This window comes from Skermanella sp. TT6, assembly GCF_016653635.2.
Taxonomy (GTDB): Bacteria; Pseudomonadota; Alphaproteobacteria; order Azospirillales; family Azospirillaceae; genus Skermanella; species Skermanella cutis.
Genome location: NZ_CP067420.1, coordinates 1176651 through 1193759, shown reverse-complemented (window position 1 = coordinate 1193759; position 17109 = coordinate 1176651). Strand labels below are relative to the sequence as shown.

Below are 17109 nucleotides of genomic sequence, written 5' to 3'. Positions count from 1 at the left end.
CATCCTATTCCGCTTTCGGCGTGTCACCAAAGAGCAGGTAGGCGGCAAGGACTGTGGCACAGCCTGGCGGTCCATCCGCAAACAGGTTTTTCGACTTTAGTATGTATAACCAAATTCACTACTGCCAAAATCCTCTCCAATGACAATCATAACGACCGCAAGTCCTGACATACGCAAGATCAGCGCCTCCCGTACCGAATACTTACGACGCCGCACCGTCTTTCCATCCCGGAGGGATCATGACGTTTGCCACCATTGTCGAGGCCACCGACGACGATCATGTCCTTGACCTGTGCGCGAAGCATTTGGCGCGGCTGAACTCCGACCTCCGGCATTCCTACAACGGCCACCTGGCCGGGGACCCGCGCGGCCGCTTCAGCGAAGGCTGGCGCTTTCCGGCCATCGAGTCCGACCGGCAGCGGGAGTTCAACCAGGTCACCTTCGTCTGGCGCCGGGAGATGGACGAGCCTCGGCCGGAAACCGTCGGCCTGATCGGGACTTTCCGAGCCCTTTACGACCGGATCCCGCTGCGCGAGATCCCGGATTCCCTGTACTGGCACGTGACGCTCCGGGTCCCGAAGCGGACCTGCCACAGGTACCTGTTCCAGGTCGGCGGCGCCTACCATCAGGACCGCGTCAACCCGCAGACCGAGACGGACGGCGACGGGCGGGTCTGGTCGCGTTTCTTCACCGAGGAAACGACCAGGCCGCTCGTGCTGCAGCCCCATGAACGCCGGATCCTGGGCCGGTTCGTGCAGCATATCCTGCCGTTCCGGACCGATGCCGCGGAGGAGTTCCTGCGCTCCCCGGGCAATCCCTTGCCCAAGGATGTCTACGAGCTGGACCAGGCCGTGGGGGTCGTCAATTTCATCGACAAGGTGCTGGCCCGGGAGGAACGTCACAACCGGATCGACTATGCGATCTGCCTGCGGGAGATCGAGAGGATCCTGCGCCAGCGCGACCCCTATTCGGAGCCGGAGAAGGTGAGCAAGGATGCCTTCACCAAGCTCTACGGGGAGATGTGGGGCCAGGTGCCGGGCTGGAACACGTCCGTTTACGGGAACCCGTCGCACTTCCTCCGCATGGTCCGCAGGCACGTCTTCCTCGGCGCCTTCTCCCATCCGAAATACGGCGGCAACGCGATGGCCCTGGGCTGGCGCTTCCTGGAGCAACGCTTCCGCGATCAGGCCGGCAACAGCGTCTTCGACTGGCGCAAGGCGATCGAGAAGCCGCTCGGGACCAACAACGAGTATGTGGGCTAGGAGGGCCGGGCGCGTGGCAGAGACATACGACATCGTCATCATCGGCAGCGGCGCCGGCGGGGCGCCGATCGCGGCGGAACTGGCGGCCCTGCCGGACCGGGCCCTGCGCATCCTGGTCCTGGAGAAGGGCCCCAAGCTCCGCACGCAGGAGGACAACCCGGCCGGCGGCTTCAGCGACTTCAAGCGGGACGAGTTGCTGAACGCCGGGCCGGAGAAGCGCATCAACTGGGGCGGCCCCGGCAACTCGAACCGGCCCTTCTACTCCAGCCACATCGAGCCGGACCTGAACGACGAGCCGCACCTGTGGTCCGGGCATGACGAGCAGGACCCCCGCGTCACGGTCGAGGGCTACACCGCCCAGGTCGTCGGCGGCGGGACCCAGCTCTACGGCGCCGTTTCCCTTCGTTTCCCCGAACGGGACTTCCTGCTGGCCTCGGCCGACCGTCCCGCCGGGTTGCCGGACGATCCCTACGCCGATCCCGACGTGGACATCCGGGACTGGCCCATCGGCTACGACGACCTGCTGCCCTATTACGAGAAGGCGGAGACGCTGGTCGGCATCAACGGCACGGTCACCGACGTGCAGACCGGCGCACAGGCGCAGGAGAAGAAGTTTCCCAAGAACTGCTACCAGACGCCGGTCGCTCCGAACCCGATCAGCGACCTGGCCCTGAGCGGGATGAAGAGCATCGGCGCCCAGGTCTACCGCACGCCGCTGGCCGTCATCACCGAAGCCCATGCCCCCAGCGGGCGGCCGGCGCCGGGCTGGGTCAAGACGGGCTACGTCAACCGCTACGGCGACCCCTTGGGCTACAAGTCGAACACCTGGGTCTCCCTGCTCCGCCCCGCCATGCGGACCCATCCCGGTCGGATCGACCTGCGGGCCAACTGCACCGTCACCCACCTGGAGGCGAGCGGCAAGCGCATCTCCAAGGTCCATTACCGCGACGCCAGCGGCTTTCCGAAAAGCGTCGAGGGAAAGATCGTGGTGGTCGCCTGCTCGGCGATCGAGTCCGTCCGGCTGCTGATGCTGTCGGCGGAGGAGGACGCCACCGGGCTGGGCAAGCTCCTGCGCCACGGCGAGGACGGCACCCCGCTGGGCCGCTACTTCCTGACCCACTGCTTCGGCGGCGCGGAGGTCAGCATCCCGGACGGCAGGCGGTTCGACAAGACGCAGTCCCTGGACAGCGACTACGCCACGGACTGGACCAGCCGGCTCGACTTCCTGAATGAGAACAAGCTGTGGGCCGGGGCCGCCATCTACAACAACACGTCCGACCAGTCCCTGCCCGTCACCCTGGCGCGGACCGACGGCGCCAACGACCTCGATACCTGGTGGCAGGGCTTCGACAACGACCCCGCCAAGACCGGCGAGGGGATCCTCGACTGGATGGATGCCGATTTCGGCACCCGGCTGAGCGTCAGCTTCATGGCCAACCAGGTCCCCTGGCGGAAGAACCGCATCCGCCTGGGCGACGTGCGCGACAAGTGGAACCGCAAGAGCGCCTGGGTGGTCAAGGACTGGCATCCCCACGACGGCCACGTGATGGACACCCTGGCGAGGGTCTGCGAGGACATCCTGCTGGCGGGAATCCCCGGAACCGTGCGGGATGGCCAGGACATCAAATGGGGCAAGGGCGTCATCGGCGAAGGCAGCGTCTACGGCCAGGGCGTCCGCATCGCGAACCACATCCTGGGCGGGGCGCGCTTCGGCACCGACCGCGCGACGTCGGTGCTCGATCCCAGTTGCCGCGTCTGGGACATCGACAATCTCTATGTCACCGACGGCTGCTTCATGCCGACCTCGGGCGGCGGCAACCCGACGCTGACGATCCAGGCGAATTCGTTCCGCGTCGCCGACATCCTCAAGCAGGTGATCTAAGGGCGGCTGATCCGATGCGTTGCGCCATGGGCGCAACCTACGATCTTCGACAGGCATCACCTCCGCCCTGCATCGAACCGTAGGTTGCTCCCATGGCGCAACGCAGTGCGGCGAGAGGAACGGCAAGCCGCGTGAACCGAAGCGGTTCAACCTGATCGGGGACCGCTCTAACCAGGATTGATCGAGGAACGGCCATGGATTTCCGGTTCGAAAAGATCTTCAACGACCCGAGCGCAAGCGTCTTCCAGGTCGTGTTCTTCCCCGACCGCATCTACCACGACCAGTACCTCAACGCGACGCGGTCCGAACGCTACCGCTACAATGTGCAGGAGGTCCGCACCAAGGCTGAGATCACCGTCCTGAAGGGCGAGGTCTACAAGGACTCGGTCCTGTACACCAACTTCCTGCGGGTCGAGTACCGGTCGGCCCGGCTGGTGGAGGCGATGCGGGTGAAGGGGCGGCTGGGCGGTTCGGCGGTCCGGGCGCGCATCCGCCTGTGGCTCGACCCCGAGCAGCGCGACCTGACCCAAGCCCAGTTCCTGAACGAGGACGATCCGATCATCCGGCTCTACTACTGTCCGTGGGTCGACGCCTACCAGGTCGAGCTGTGGAACACGCTGGAACCCGGCGAGGGCGACCATCACGACATCGAGGTGCTGACTCAGATGGGCCGCAACGGCGCCATCACCAAGATCCCCAAGCTCTCCGCCAAAATGGCGGACATGAAGCTGATCCGCGAGGTGGACCTGGAGTTCCTGGAGGACGACGTCACCGAGACCTCCGGCTATTTCTTGCCCGACTCCGAGGTGGCGAGGGACAACTTCTATTTCCGCAACCTTCAGGTCCCGAACACCAGCAACCCCAGCAGCGACAGCAACACGATCCAGAAAGGGACCTACACCCTGAACTTCCGCCGGGGCTTCTTCATCCCGGACGTCAAGAAGATCCCGCCGGTCCGCTACCGCAACGCCATGATGCTTCCCGGCAACCCGGACGCCGGGGAAGACAACATCCTGGAGATGCGCTGGCTGCTCCAGGACGAGTTTTCTTCCTCCATGGTCTTCTTCCACGAGGTGGCGGTGCCGCCCGGCGTGGTGGAAGGCACGCACCAGCACATCGGCAGCGAGGAACTCTACTTCGTCTACGAGGGCGAAGGCATCGCCTACATGGGCGCCGCCGACCATCCCGATCTGCCGGACACCCACCCGGTCGAGGACCGCCACGTGTTCGGGCTCGATCCCAAGCAGGTGCGGCCGCTCGACGTGAAGGCGGGCTCCGTCATCTTCACCAAGAGCGGCGGCGTCCACGGCATCCGGAACACCCACGCGACCCAGACCCTGCGGTTCGTCGCATTCCTCTACCAGAGCGCCTGAACAAGAGTCCCAGCCCCGGCACAGGATGACGTCCATGCAGATCTTCGAAGCCGAAATCCGGAACAACATCGCGGTGTCCCCGGGACAGGGTCCCGACTACCAGGAGCGGAACCCGATCCTGAGGATGATGGAGGTCTGGGCCAAGGCGGAACTGGCGGCCGACCGCGAGCATTACGACGCCGGCAGCCTCGACTTCCTGTTCCCCTTCAAGGACCTGGCGCTCTACGGCCCCAGGCCGCCGAACTCGGGCGTGCTCGATCCGCGGCAACAGGACGAGAAGCAGGATTTCCAGAAGCAGAACGTCGCCGACTTCAACCTGGAAGACTGCTGGCTCGCCCGGGGCTATGCCAGCGCCGACCCCTGGGAGGGCAGCTTCCTCAAGCTCTCCTATTCCGCCAGCCCCTTCACCCGGCTCGCCACCAAGGCGGCGGAGGCGGGTTCGCCGCTGGGATCGACCATCCGCGCCTGGATCAAGGTCGGCGCCAACGCCACCTCCTTCCCCGTCCTGGTGCCCTACAATACGCGCACCGACCGCTACGAGATCGAGATCTGGGCCTATCCGGGCCGCGACCTGTCCGGCCGGCTGGGCGACAAGGGCCGCGCGGCCATCGAGGCCGGGGCGATCGTCGCCGACGCCTTCCTCGTCCGCGGCGAGCGCTCGGCCTTCCACGGGCCGGCCGTCAGCGGGGAGCGCGACCAGGCGAACCGGGCGATCGCCCAGACCAACGACCCGTCCCCGGTCGACATGATCCAGCGCGCGACCGACCATACCCTGCATCCGGTGCTCCCGGTGACGGTGGAGGTCGCCTGGGCGAACGACTCCCTCCAGGTCTGGGACAACAACGGCGGCGCCAACTATACCTACAAGTTCAACATGCTGTTCCGCGGGTGGCGGAACTACCTCCAGGTCGGGCAGAGCCGGCATCCCCACGGCGGCGTCGGCTTCCTGGAATACCGCAATCTGCTGTCGAACTATTTCTCCCTGGAGGACCGGCGCAAATCGGTGCTCGGCGACCGCTGGGAGCCCGAGCTGGGCCGCGAGCTGAACTCCTGGAACTTCGGCGCCGATGCCTGGAACGGCCAGCAGGCCGCGGGGCCGAAGCCCGCCGGCCCGAAGCTGGAGCGCTTCATGGCCGTCGATTACATGGACCTCCACCTGCTCAACAGCCGCTGCGGCATCGGCATCCATAGGCACCGCGACAATCAGGAGGTATTCCTGCTGATGGAAGGCAGCGCGCTGATGCTGGTGGGCGACTGGTGCAAGTTCCCCGACAGGGAGCGCGCGTTCGAGCTTCGCCAGATGGAAGCGGGCGACCTCGCCGTCTGCAAGACCGGCCAGCTGCACGCCCTGTACAACCATACGGACGAGCAGATCAAGCTGTTCATGTTCGGGGGGTACGACTGATCCGATGCCCGCTTCCCAGCAGCACATCACGCCGGCGACGCCCATGGGGGCGAACCTGGTCCAAGGCGGCGCCACGTTCCGCGTCTGGGCGCCGCGCGCGAGGATGGTCCATGTCTGCGGCGACTTCAACGGCTGGACCCGGGACGACTCCACCCTCCTGGTCCGGCAGGGCGACGGCCGCTGGACCGGGTTCGTGCCGAACGCGCGGGACGGAGACAAGTACAAGTTCCATGTCACCGGCGACGGCACCGAAGGGTTCAAGCGCGATCCCTACGCCCGCGAGCTGACGGTCGCCTGGCCCAATCCCGACTGCATCCTCCGCTCGGCCGGCAGCTTCCCCTGGCAGGACTGGAGCTGGCGAACGCCGGATTTCCGCGACCTGATCATCTACCAGCTTCATGTCGGAACCTGGTACGGACCGGACCGCCAAAACCGCGTCGCGAAGTTCCTCGACGTCCTGGACCGGGTGGAATATCTCGCGGACCTGGGCATCAACGCGATCGAGCCGCTGCCGATCGTCGAGTACAGCACCTCGCGCAGCATGGGTTACAACGGCTCCGACCTGTTCTCGCCCGAGATGGACTATCAGGTCCCGGACGGCGAACTCGACCGCTATCTCGACCTGGCGAACCGGCTGCTGACGCAGAAGGGCAAGGCGCCGCTGACCCGCGCCGTGCTCGCCGTCGGGATCAACCAGCTCAAGGCGCTGGTCGATATCTGCCACCATTACGGCATCGCGGTCCTGCTCGATGTGGTCTACAACCACGCCTCCGGCGACATCACGTCCCAGCCGGAATCCATCTATTTCTTCGACCGCGCCGCCGGCACGGACCCCAACGACAGCCTCTATTTCACCGAGCAGGACCATACCGGCCCGGTCTTCGCCTTCTGGAAAGGCGACGTGCGCCAGTTCCTGATCGACAACGCCCGGTTCTTCCTGGACGAATACCACGTCGACGGCTTCCGCTACGACCAGGTGACCGTGATCGACCGGCAGAACGCCGGCTCCGGCTGGCTATTCTGCCAGCACCTGAACGAGACGCTCACCCATCAGGACCCTTCCGCCATCAACATCGCGGAATATTGGGGACCGGACCCCGCGGTCGTCCGCCCGCAGGACCAGGGCGGCGCCGGCTTCCATGCCAATTGGCACGACGGGTTGCGCACCGCGATCCGCGGCGTCATCGAGCAGGCGGCCGGCGGCCGGGATGCCTTCGTGAACTGGCAGCCGGTCGTGGACCAGCTCCGCGCCCCCGGCTTCCGGGACGCCTGGCGCGCCGTCCAGTACGTCGAGAGCCACGACGAGGTCTACCGCGACCGCAACGCCCGGATCCCCTCCCTCGCCGTCGGCGGCGGCCGGCAGACCCGCACCTGGTACGCGACCAGCCGGTCGCGGGTGGCGACCGGCCTCGTCCTGACCGCCCCCGGCATCCCCATGCTCTTCATGGGCCAGGAGTTCTACGAGGACAAGCGCTGGGCCGACGACCCGCCGAACCACCGCGACGCGCTCCTCTTCTGGGACGGCCTGGGCACCGACAGGACCATGATCGACTTCCACCGGTTCACGCGTGAACTGGCCTGGCTGCGCCGCAAGCACCCCGCCCTGCGGGGCGAAGGGGTCCGCGCCGTCTCCATGGAGAACGACCCCCGCGTCCTGGTCGTCCAGCGATGGGTGGAGGGCGTCGGCCGCGACGTGATGGTGGTGGCGAGCCTGAACGAGGCGACCCAGCACGGCTACCGGATCCCGATGCCGGCCCCCGGGCTGTGGTTCGAGGTCTTCAACAGCGACCTCTACGAGACCTGGGTGAACCCGAACGCGGCCGGCAACGGCGGTTCCGTCCTGGCCGACGGCCCCGGCCTGAACGGCCTGCCCTGCTCGGCCGCCATCACGGTCCCGGCCAACTCCATCCTCGTGTTCGCCCGCGACCTGGGGGATTGAGCGAAGGAAACGCCCGTTTCGACAGGACGGACTTGGAAGTACAAAGCACGGGTAACAATACCCTTTTCTTCATGACCGGGCTTGATCCACGGCTGTCCGGCACGTTTATTGCTTACTGCTCACAAGCCTGAACTCAAGGCAGAACTACCCCTTTTTCGTCATGGCCGGACTTGATCCGGCCATCGTCTCACAGGTCTCACGGGGGCTCCGTGGCTGGAGATGCCCGGATCAAGTCCGGGCATGACGATAATGGGAAGATGAAGTATCCTGAGCATCAGCTTGGGGTTGATCAGCAATCATCGTACCGGACAGCCGTGGGCTTGACCCGGTCATCCACGCGCGAAAGACATCGTCCGGCGAGCGGGCATCCATCAGGCGGTACATGTAGTCGTCGAGCTGTTCCGCCGTCGCGTCCTCGATCAGGCGCTCCGCGCCGGCCGGCAGGGCACCGAAGCGGCGAGCGAACAGGCGCCGGAGCAGGCCGGAATAGACCTGCACCCGCACTGGCATGAACCGCTCCGGTGTCGATTGGAACTCCAGCATCAGGTAGATGTGGACCATCTCGCCGGCCAGCGTCGGCACGCGCCAGATCACGTCGCTCTCGCGCCGATCGCTGCGGGCGGCGTGGAACTTGGCGTTGACCCGTTCGAGCCGGGTGAAGTCCAGCAGGGCGGCGATCCGGGCGGGCATGAAGCCACGGACGAGCTGCTCGATCATCACCGGGTCGGAGAACAGGCGGTGGTACAGGAAGTCGGAGGCTTGCATCGTCGCGGGCGCCGGTCGGGTTATGGTCGCGCGAACAGCAGCACACTCCCGCAACCATCGGCAAGGGCCGTGTCCCACGGCGAGCCCCCCAAATCGATACCGGCCCCCTTGGCCTCCCGCTCCACTCGCCGCACTGTGTTGCGCCATGGGCGCAACCTACGGCTCGATGCAGGGCGGAGGTGACGCGGACCGATGATCGTAGGTTGCGCCCATGGCGCAACGCATCCGATCGGCTGCCCCGGCCGGGTTAGCCTGGACATGAACCGCTCCAGGCAACCACCATGCCGGACAGCCCTGGACCAAGCCCGAACATCCGCCCCCCTCCCCTACGGACCCTCAGCGGCGCGGCACCCTCTCCGGCGGGGCAAGGGCCAGCAGGATCATGCGACAGCGGGCCGGCACGCCAAAACCCGCACGTCCCGGGCGGGATCGCCAGCATTGAGCACCCCCCCTCCGGCAGCGGAACGACACGAAGAAGGCTCGACCCGCCGCGACGCCGCCCGACCCGTCGTCCGGCCCTCGGCGAGGCATTTCCAACCCTGCTTCCCCCGCCAAGAACCTTGCATTCGCGCCTAACCCCGGATAATGTTCCCTAATCGTTCTCATCCGACCAAGGCGCTCCAGCCATGCTCGACCACAGCTCCCCGACACCCGACGCACCCTCCACCCTCGCTACCACGCCCGTGATCCTCCTGTCGCCGCGCCACGAGGCGTTCTGCAAGGCCATGGCCTGCGGCGTCGGCGCGGCGGAGGCGGCGCGGCGGGCGGGGTACTCGCCTTATGGGGCGAAGCAGCGCGGCGCGGTCCTGACCGCCCGGCCGGAGATCCGCGTCCGCATCGACCAGCTCCGGACCGACCGGCAAGCCTGCCACCAGGACGCCCTGGACCGCGCCGCCGCCCTGGTCGAGACGATCGGGGCCGAGGCGCTGGAGCGCAAGAGCCTCGGGCTGGCGCTGCGCGCGGTCGAGCTGGGCCTCAAGCTCCGCGGCGTGGTCCAGGACAAGCGCATCCCGCACCACTATCTCGGCGACAGGCCGAACCCCGACGCCGACCTGGAGAACATGTACTGCGACCCGGAGGAGGAAGCCGACCACGCCACCGTCGTCGGGGCGCCCGGACCGGGTCCGGACCAGTCCCGCGGCACGCCGCCGGCCTCCCCGCCGGCCGAAACCGCCGCCATGCCGGATAGTGACCTTTCGGCCGTTTCGATAGTGACCCGTCCCGCCAAGCCCGCCTCCCCCCTGCTCGGCTCGACCTCACTGTCCGCGCCGTTCACGCCGTCCAACCCGTCCGCGCCGGTGACGTCCTCCCGGGTGCCGGCCGCCGCCTGACCGCGACCATGTCGAACGGCCCGGCGCGGCGATGGACATGACGCTGGAATCCCCCGCCCAGGTCGGCGATACTCATCCAGGGTCAAGGCATACCGAGGGAATCCATCAACACTGTCCGGCGGAGACGGGTGATGCGCGGGTCCTTTGCCTTCTTGGCGGCGCTGCTGTTGGGGCCGGCCACGGGTCTGGCCGACTGGGAGTTCACCCGGTGGGGAATGACCGTGGACGAGGTGCAGCGGGCGTCCCGCTACGACGCCGTCCTCAACGGCCAGGGCTTCGGCTGCCTGCTGGAGATGCCCGGCCCCCTCCAGTTCCAGGGCAGCCGTTTCGACAAGGTGCTGTTCTGCTTCGACGACGACACCCTGCTGAGGCGGGTGGAGCTGGTCGCCGATGCGACCGCCTACGCGGCCATCGAGAGGAGCCTTCAGCGGACTTACGGCCAACCCCGGCTCCGGCGCAGCCTCGACATGCCCGAACGCTACTGGAGTTCCCCCGAAGGCGGCGACATGGTCCAGCTGTCGCTGGACGGCAAGGCCATCGTCACCTTCAGGGAAGCTCCGGAAGGGCTGAACTGAGGGGTCAGCTGTCGCCCGGCTTGGCCGGCTTGAGGTTGGGGTCGGCATGGCCCTTCGGGGCCTGGGCCGCGCCCTTCCCGGCCGCCGTCGTCGTGTCCTGCTTGCCGGACTCGCCGCCGCCCTGCGGGATCGCGGTGTCGCCCTTCAGGCGCTGCCGGCCCTTGGCCGCGGCTTCGCTTTCGCTGGTCATCGTCAGTCTCTCCACCGGTACGGGATGCTCGACCGGGAACAACAGTCCGACACGCCGTTATGTCCCGCAGACCGGCCGCTTGACACGGCCCCGCCCCGCGGCTTGAACATCCTGGAGAAAACCGGAGGAAACATGCCGACGCCGTCCGACGCCGCCTTCATCCCCCTTGCAGATGCCCTCGCCGACGCCCTCGGCCCCGCCGTTGTCTCGACCGACCCGGCCGACCGGGAGCGGCACGCCAGCGACTGGAGCGGCCTGCAGGGAAGCCGGCCCCGCGCCGTCCTCCGTCCCCGCACCACCGAGCAGGTCTCGGCCGCACTCCGGCTCTGCTCCGCCGCCGGGCAGCCGGTGGTGGTCCAGGGCGGGCTGACCGGCCTTGCCGGAGGCGCTTCGGTTCAGGAAGGCGAGGTTGCGCTGTCGCTGGACCGGCTGGCCGGCGTCGAGGCGATCGACCCGGCCGCCATGACCATGACGGTCAAGGCGGGAACCACGCTCGCGGCGGTACAGGCCGCCGCCGAGGAGGCCGGCCTGTTCTACGCCGTCGATATCGGCGCCCGCGGCTCCTGCACGATCGGCGGCACCATCGCGACCAATGCCGGCGGCATCCGGGTCGTGCGCTACGGCATGACCCGCCTGCAGGTGCTGGGCCTCGAAGCCGTCCTGGCCGACGGGACGGTGCTCAGCGACATGGGCGGGATGCTGAAGAACAACACCGGCTTCGACCTGAAGCAGCTGTTCATCGGCGCGGAAGGGGCGCTCGGCGTCGTCACCCGGGCGGTCCTCCGCCTGCAGCCGGCACCCAGGGCCCGGGCGACGGCGTGGCTGGCCGTCGCCGACGATTCATCCCTGATCACGCTCCTGTCCGCGGCGCGCCAGCGGCTCGGTTCGAGCCTCGCCGCCTTCGAGGCGATGTGGCCCGGCTACCTCTCGGCGATCACCGCGCGCGGGCCGCATTACCGCGCGCCCCTCGCCGACATCGCCACGCCCGCCGTCCTGATCGACGTCTTCGGCGACGATCCCGCCGCCACCGACGCCGACCTGCGCGAGCGCCTGGAGGGTTTCCTGGCCGACGCCCTGGAGCAGGGCTGGCTGAACGACGCGGTGATCGCCGAAAGCATCTACCAGTCCCGCCGCCTGTGGGCGATCCGCGACGAGGCACCGGCCGAGTATTCGACCCTCTTCCGCAGTTCCAAGGGCTACGACGTGTCGATCCCGATCGGCCGCATGATCGACGCCGTGCGGGTCCTGGAAACCGCCCTGTCCGGCGCGGTGCCCGAGGCCGCCGTCCTGATCTACGGACACCTCGGCGACGCCAACATCCATGTGGTCATAGGCTTCGACGCCCCGGTGGAGAAGGCCGTCTACGGGCGCGTCGACGACCTGCTCTACGGCACGGTGCGGGACTTCTCCGGCTCGGTGTCGGCCGAGCACGGGATCGGCGTCCTGAAGCGCCAGTGGCTCGGCTTCACCCGGTCGGCGGCGGAGATCGCGACCATGGAGCGGCTGAAGGCGGCGCTCGACCCGTCCGGCATCCTCAACCCGGGCCGGGTGGTCGCCGCTCCCTCATGACCCCGCGCCGACCGCCGGGGCCAGCAGATGGGAGACCCGCGGCGGCTCGGCTCCGCGATGGAACGCGCGCACCCGCTCCTGGAGGGTCTGGTCGGTCCGGCTGACCCGCTCGTGCTGGCGCAGATGGTCGAGCCAGGATTGCAGGATGAAATATTCCAGGTACCGCCCCTGCGCGGCGGCGTCCTCGAACACTCCCCAGGACAGGGCGCCGGACCGCCGCCGCGACCGCCCCATCTCCGCCATGGCGGCGGCGAAGGCGGCCGCGTCGGCCGGATCGATCCGGTACTCCACGGTGACCATGACCGGCCCGCGATCCGGCTCGGGATCATGCTCGACCATCGGCGTGGGCCAGTGCATCGAGGGCGCGAGGTCGAGGCCCGCGCCGCCGCCGAGCGGGAAGCGCAGCGCCGCCGCCGATCCCAGCACGAGGCCGGCCGCCGCGAGCGCCAGGGCCGTCGGCGTGCCGGCCAGGGTCGCGACCTGCCCCCAGACGGCGCTGCCCCCGGCCATGGAGCCGAAGAACACCACGAGGAAGACCGACAGTGCCCGCGCCTTGACCCAGCCGGCGGTCGCCTGCTGCGCCCCGACATTCAGGCTGGACAGCATCGCGATCCAGGAGAACCCGGCGACCAGCATGGCGACGGCCACCAGCTCGTAGGTCCTGACGAAGGCCAGCGCCAGCGTCGCCGCCGCGAACGCCCAGGTGGCCAGCACCGTCAGCCGGTCCGCCGAAAGCCTGGCGCGGAAACGGGGCAGCAGCAGCGCGCCGGCCACGGCGCCGACTCCGATGCAGGCGAGCAGGATCCCGTACCCTCCCGGTCCCTCCCCCAGCTCGTTTCGGGTGACGATGGGCAGCAGGGCCCAGGCGGCGCTGCCGAAGGCGAAGAAGGCGACCGCCCGGACCAGGACCGTACGCAGGGCGGGCGCTTCGCGGACATAACGCAGGCCCGCCCGCATCGCCGGCACGAAATGCTCGGGCGGCAGGCGGTTCGGCGTCGGCTCGCGCTTCCAGGCCAGCAGCACGGCCAGCACGCCGAGGAAGGAAACCGCGTTCAGCAGGAACACGGCCGCCGGGCCGGCGAAGGACAGGATCGCGCCGGCCAGCGCCGGGCCGATCGCCCGGCTGACATTGATGCCCATGCTGTTCAGCGCCACCGCCGAGGACAGCTCCTCCTTAGGCACCAGTTCGGGCACGATCGCCTGGAAGGCGGGCGCGTTCATGGCGGCGCCGGCGCCGAGCGCGAAGGTCGCGGCGAGCAGGATGCCGGGGCCGACCAGCCCGAGCAGCGCCAGGATGCCGAGTGTCAGGGCGGCGGCGAGCCCCCAGAGCTGGGCGGCGATCAGGAACCGGCGGCGGTCCACGATGTCGGCGAGGACTCCCGACGGCAGCGCGAACAGGAACATCGGCAGCGTGGTCGCGGCCTGGACCAGCGCCACCATGAAGGGGCTGGGCGACAGCGAGGTCATGAACCAGCCCGCGCCGACATCGTGCATCCAGGTGCCGATGTTGGACGCGACGGTCGCGATCCACAGCGCCCGGAAGGTCCCGCGCCTGAACGGGCTCCAGGCCCCGGCGCCGGAGGCAGGCGCCGGGGTTCGTTCGACGGCGGCCGTCATGGGATATCCTCCGTCAGAAAGCGAAGCAGTTGCAGCCCAGGGCGCCCCAGAACCGGCTCTTGTCGGAGACCGGCAGCGGGGTGGACCAGGCGATGTGGTGGGCATGGCCGTGAACGCCGCACTGGTCGGCGCAGCCGCAGGCCGATGACAGCGCCATGGCGTTGGTGGCGCTCGCAGGCCTCCCCTCCGCCCGGCGCCAGTGGCCGCCGAAGGTCCGGGCCGGCGACCAGTCCGGCGACGGCGGCGGGGGCGCCGGGTCGCGGCCGCGGAACTCCGCCGCGGCGTAGACGATCCTGCCGCCCAGCACGGTCATCACGGACTCGATGTCCTTGATGGCCTCGCCGGGGACCGAGAAATAGTCGTCGGACAGCACGGTGATGTCGGCATGTTCGCCGGGAGCGAGCGCGCCCTTCACGCCGGCCTCGCCGGAGAACCAGGCGCTTCCCTTGGTCCACAGCCGCAGCGCCGTTTCCCGGTCCAGGCGGTTGCGTTCGGGGGTCAGCGTCAGCCCGCCCAGCGTCTTGCCCTGGGTCAGCCAATAGAGCGCCACCCACGGATTGTACGACGAAACGCGGGTCGCGTCGGTGCCGGCGCCGACCGGAACGCCCGCCTCCAGCATGCGGGTGATCGGCGGCGTCGCCTCGGCGGCGTCGGCGCCGTAGCGGTCGACATAATATTCGCCCTGGAAGGCCATGCGGTGCTGCACCGCGATGCCGCCGCCGAGCGCCGCGATGCGCTCGATGTTCCTCGGCGTGATCGTCTCGGCATGGTCGATGATGAAGCGCAGGCCGTCGAAGGGAACGTCCCGGTCCACCCGCTCGAACACGGTGAGGAAACGGTCGATCGATTCGTCGTAGGTCGCGTGGATGCGGAACGGCCAGCGGTTCTCGGCCAGCAGCCGGACGACGCTTTCCAGCTCCGCCTCCATCACGGGCGCCAGGTCCGGGCGGGGCTCCAGGAAGTTCTCGAAGTCGGCGGCCGACCAGGCGAGGTTCTCGCCGCCCCCGTTCAGGCGCAGGAACGCGTCGCCGTCGCCCGGCTTGGCCATCCCGGTCCAGCGCCGATAGTCCGCCAGCTCCTCGCCGGCCTTCTGGGCGAACAGGTTGTAGGCGACCCGGACCGTCATCTGCCCGTCGCGGTGAAGCGCCCGGATGATCTCGTAGTCGTCGGGATAGTTCTGCCCTCCCCCGCCGGCGTCGATCACCGACGTGATGCCCAGCCGGTTCAGCTCGCGCATGAAATGCCGGGTGGAGTTGGCCTGGTCCTCGGGATCGAGCTTGGGTCCCTTGGCGAGCGTGGAGTAGAGGATCAGCGCCGACGGCTTCGCCACGAGCAGCCCGGTCGGCTCCCCGGCCGCGTCGTGCTCGATCACGCCGCCCGGCGGGTTCGGCGTGTCGCGGGTGAAGCCGATCGCGCGCAGGGCCGCCCGGTTGAGCAGCGCCCGCCCGTAGAGATGCAGGATGAACACCGGCGTGTCGGGAGCGGCGGCGTTGATCTCGTCCAGAGTCGGCATGCGCCGCTCGGCGAACTGGAACTCCGACCAGCCGCCGACCACCCGGACCCATTGCGGCGCCGGCGTGCGCCGGGCCTGCTCCCGGAGCATGCGCAGGGCATCGGCCAGGCTCGGCACCCCTTCCCAGCGAAGCTCCAGGTTATAGTAGAGCCCGCCGCGGATCAGGTGGGTGTGGCTGTCGTTGAGCCCCGGGACCGCGCGGCGGCCCTTCAGGTCGATCACTTCCGTCCCGGCCCCGGCCAGGGGCATGATCTCGTCGGCGCGTCCGGCGGCGAGGATGCGGCCGTCCTTGATCGCGACGGCCTCCGCGTCGGGCTTCGAGCGGTCGAGCGTCGTGATCCGCCCGTTGGTCAGGATCAGGTCGGGTTCGGTCGTCATGGCTCCCTCGGCGTGACGGATGCCCGTGCCCAGGAGGGCGGCGGCGCCAACGGATTTCAGCAAAGTGCGACGGGTCGGTGTCATGGGGTCCGGCCTCCTGTCGGTCATGTCCGGCCCGGGCTCCGCGCCCGAAGGCGCGGAGCCCGGGCCGTGGGCCGGCTACTCGGCAGCGATCGGCGCCAGGACCTCGTTCGGCTCCCTGGTGCGCTGCGGCGCCTTGTGGACCATGGTGTAGGCATAGTCGACGCCCATGCCGTAGGCGCCGGAATGCTCGCGCACCAGGGTCATGACCGCGTCGTAGGTGTCGCGGCGCGCCCAGTCGCGCTGCCACTCGAGCAGCACCTGCTGCCAGGTCACCGGGACGACGCCGACCTGGATCATGCGCTGCATGGAATAGTCGTGCGCCTCCTTCGAGGTGCCGCCGGACGCGTCGGCCACCATGTAGATCTCGTACCCGCCTTCCAGCATGGCCGAGAGGGCGAAGGAGTTGTTGCACACCTCCGTCCAGAGGCCGGAAACGACGACCTTCTTCTGTCCGTTCGAGGCCAGGGCGTCGCGCACCTTCTGGTCGTCCCAGGAGTTCATGGAGGTCCGCTCCAGCAGCTTCTTGCCGGGGAACACGTCCAGCAGTTCCGGATAGGTGTGCCCCGAGAAGCTCTCGGTCTCGACGGTGGTGATCGTGGTCGGGATATTGAAGATCTTCGCGGCCTTGGCCAGGGCCACCGTATTGTTCTTCAGGACCTGGCGGTCGATCGACTGCACGCCGAACGCCATCTGCGGCTGGTGGTCGATGAAGATCAGCTGGCAATTGCGAGGCGTCAGCAGGTGGAGCTTCGTGTCGGTCATCTCTCTGGTCTCCCTTGTCGGATCATGTTCTTGAGGATTGCCCGCGGTCCGGATCAGTCCGGCCTCCTGGTTCCCTGGGCGAAGGCCGAGCGTATGCAGCCGAGCAGTTCGTCGGGTTCGAACGGCTTGGCCAGGTAGCTCCCGACCCCCGCCTTCAAGGCGCGGGCGCGGGTCGTCTCGTCGGGAAAGGCGGTGACCAGGACGGTCGGGATCAGCAGGCCCGACGCGACCAGATGGCGGTGCAGGTCGAGCCCGCCCATGCCGGGCATCCTCACGTCCGTGATCAGGCAGGCCGTCCGCGCCATCTCGCCGGAGCCCAGGAATTCGGCGGCGCTCCGAAATCCCGATGCCGCGAACCCCAGCGCCCTGACGAGGCTGACCGCGGCCTCCCGAGCCGAATCGTCATCGTCGACGACCGCAATCAGCAGGTTCGCGGACATCCCGTCGCTTTCCCCGTTCTTCCC

At 68.4% G+C, this 17109-nt stretch carries 14 protein-coding genes; 8 read left to right on the top strand and 6 right to left on the bottom strand.

All coding sequences use genetic code 11. From position 1 onward, the window contains the following. Positions 1–239 precede the first annotated feature (239 nt). The 5 genes from IGS68_RS05560 to IGS68_RS05540 all read left to right on the top strand — a co-directional run bounded on the left by IGS68_RS05560 (position 240) and on the right by IGS68_RS05540 (position 7861). Positions 240–1262: a gluconate 2-dehydrogenase subunit 3 family protein gene (locus tag IGS68_RS05560; RefSeq protein WP_201077965.1), complete on the top strand. Its 1023-nt coding sequence runs from the start codon at positions 240–242 to the stop codon at positions 1260–1262. Positions 1263–1275: 13 nt separating this feature from the next. Next, positions 1276–3144 (top strand): GMC oxidoreductase, encoded by a 1869-nt coding sequence (locus IGS68_RS05555; protein ID WP_201077963.1) that lies wholly within the window; start codon positions 1276–1278, stop codon positions 3142–3144. A 194-nt stretch (positions 3145–3338) separates the two neighbouring features. Beyond that, positions 3339–4517, top strand: coding sequence for a cupin domain-containing protein (locus IGS68_RS05550; protein ID WP_201077962.1), 1179 nt, complete (start codon positions 3339–3341; stop codon positions 4515–4517). A 34-nt stretch (positions 4518–4551) separates the two neighbouring features. After that, the gene (locus tag IGS68_RS05545) at positions 4552–5922 is read left to right on the top strand and encodes a cupin domain-containing protein (RefSeq protein WP_201077961.1); all 1371 of its coding nucleotides are present in this window, start codon (positions 4552–4554) and stop codon (positions 5920–5922) included. A gap of 4 nt (positions 5923–5926) precedes the next feature. Next, positions 5927–7861 (top strand): alpha amylase C-terminal domain-containing protein, encoded by a 1935-nt coding sequence (locus tag IGS68_RS05540; protein WP_201077960.1) that lies wholly within the window; start codon positions 5927–5929, stop codon positions 7859–7861. 228 nt (positions 7862–8089) lie between these two features. On the opposite strand, the gene IGS68_RS05535 is transcribed toward IGS68_RS05540, so the two are convergent. Continuing rightward, entirely contained in the window at positions 8090–8578 is a 489-nt protein-coding gene (locus IGS68_RS05535) for an Rpn family recombination-promoting nuclease/putative transposase (protein WP_201077959.1), read from the bottom strand. A gap of 674 nt (positions 8579–9252) precedes the next feature. Between IGS68_RS05535 and IGS68_RS05530 the strand changes: the two genes are divergently transcribed. Together IGS68_RS05530 and IGS68_RS05525 are read left to right on the top strand one after the other, a co-directional pair. Continuing rightward, positions 9253–9957 carry a hypothetical protein gene (locus IGS68_RS05530; protein WP_201077958.1) on the top strand — a complete coding sequence of 235 codons (705 nt, stop codon included), beginning with the start codon at positions 9253–9255 and terminating at the stop codon, positions 9955–9957. Between the two features lie 131 nt (positions 9958–10088). Beyond that, positions 10089–10532: a hypothetical protein gene (locus IGS68_RS05525; RefSeq protein ID WP_201077957.1), complete on the top strand. Its 444-nt coding sequence runs from the start codon at positions 10089–10091 to the stop codon at positions 10530–10532. A gap of 4 nt (positions 10533–10536) precedes the next feature. On the opposite strand, the gene IGS68_RS05520 is transcribed toward IGS68_RS05525, so the two are convergent. Continuing rightward, on the bottom strand, positions 10537–10722 hold the full coding sequence (locus IGS68_RS05520; RefSeq protein ID WP_201077956.1) for a hypothetical protein: 186 nt from the start codon (positions 10720–10722) through the stop codon (positions 10537–10539). A 132-nt stretch (positions 10723–10854) separates the two neighbouring features. On the opposite strand from IGS68_RS05520, the gene IGS68_RS05515 reads away from it, so the two are divergent. After that, the gene (locus tag IGS68_RS05515; RefSeq protein ID WP_201077954.1) at positions 10855–12291 is read left to right on the top strand and encodes an FAD-binding oxidoreductase; all 1437 of its coding nucleotides are present in this window, start codon (positions 10855–10857) and stop codon (positions 12289–12291) included. Here the strand turns inward: IGS68_RS05515 and IGS68_RS05510 are convergent. The 4 genes from IGS68_RS05510 to IGS68_RS05495 form a co-directional block, all read right to left on the bottom strand. Then, the gene (locus IGS68_RS05510; protein ID WP_201077952.1) at positions 12286–13908 is read right to left on the bottom strand and encodes an MFS transporter; all 1623 of its coding nucleotides are present in this window, start codon (positions 13906–13908) and stop codon (positions 12286–12288) included. The genes IGS68_RS05515 and IGS68_RS05510 overlap by 6 nt on opposite strands. Positions 13909–13921: 13 nt before the next feature. Continuing rightward, the gene (locus tag IGS68_RS05505; RefSeq protein WP_201077950.1) at positions 13922–15883 is read right to left on the bottom strand and encodes an amidohydrolase; all 1962 of its coding nucleotides are present in this window, start codon (positions 15881–15883) and stop codon (positions 13922–13924) included. 75 nt (positions 15884–15958) lie between these two features. Further along, the gene (locus IGS68_RS05500; RefSeq protein WP_201077948.1) at positions 15959–16645 is read right to left on the bottom strand and encodes a hydrolase; all 687 of its coding nucleotides are present in this window, start codon (positions 16643–16645) and stop codon (positions 15959–15961) included. A gap of 53 nt (positions 16646–16698) precedes the next feature. Next, a complete protein-coding gene (locus tag IGS68_RS05495) occupies positions 16699–17085 on the bottom strand; it encodes a response regulator transcription factor (protein WP_201077946.1) in 387 nt (128 codons plus the stop codon). Positions 17086–17109: the final 24 nt, after the last annotated feature.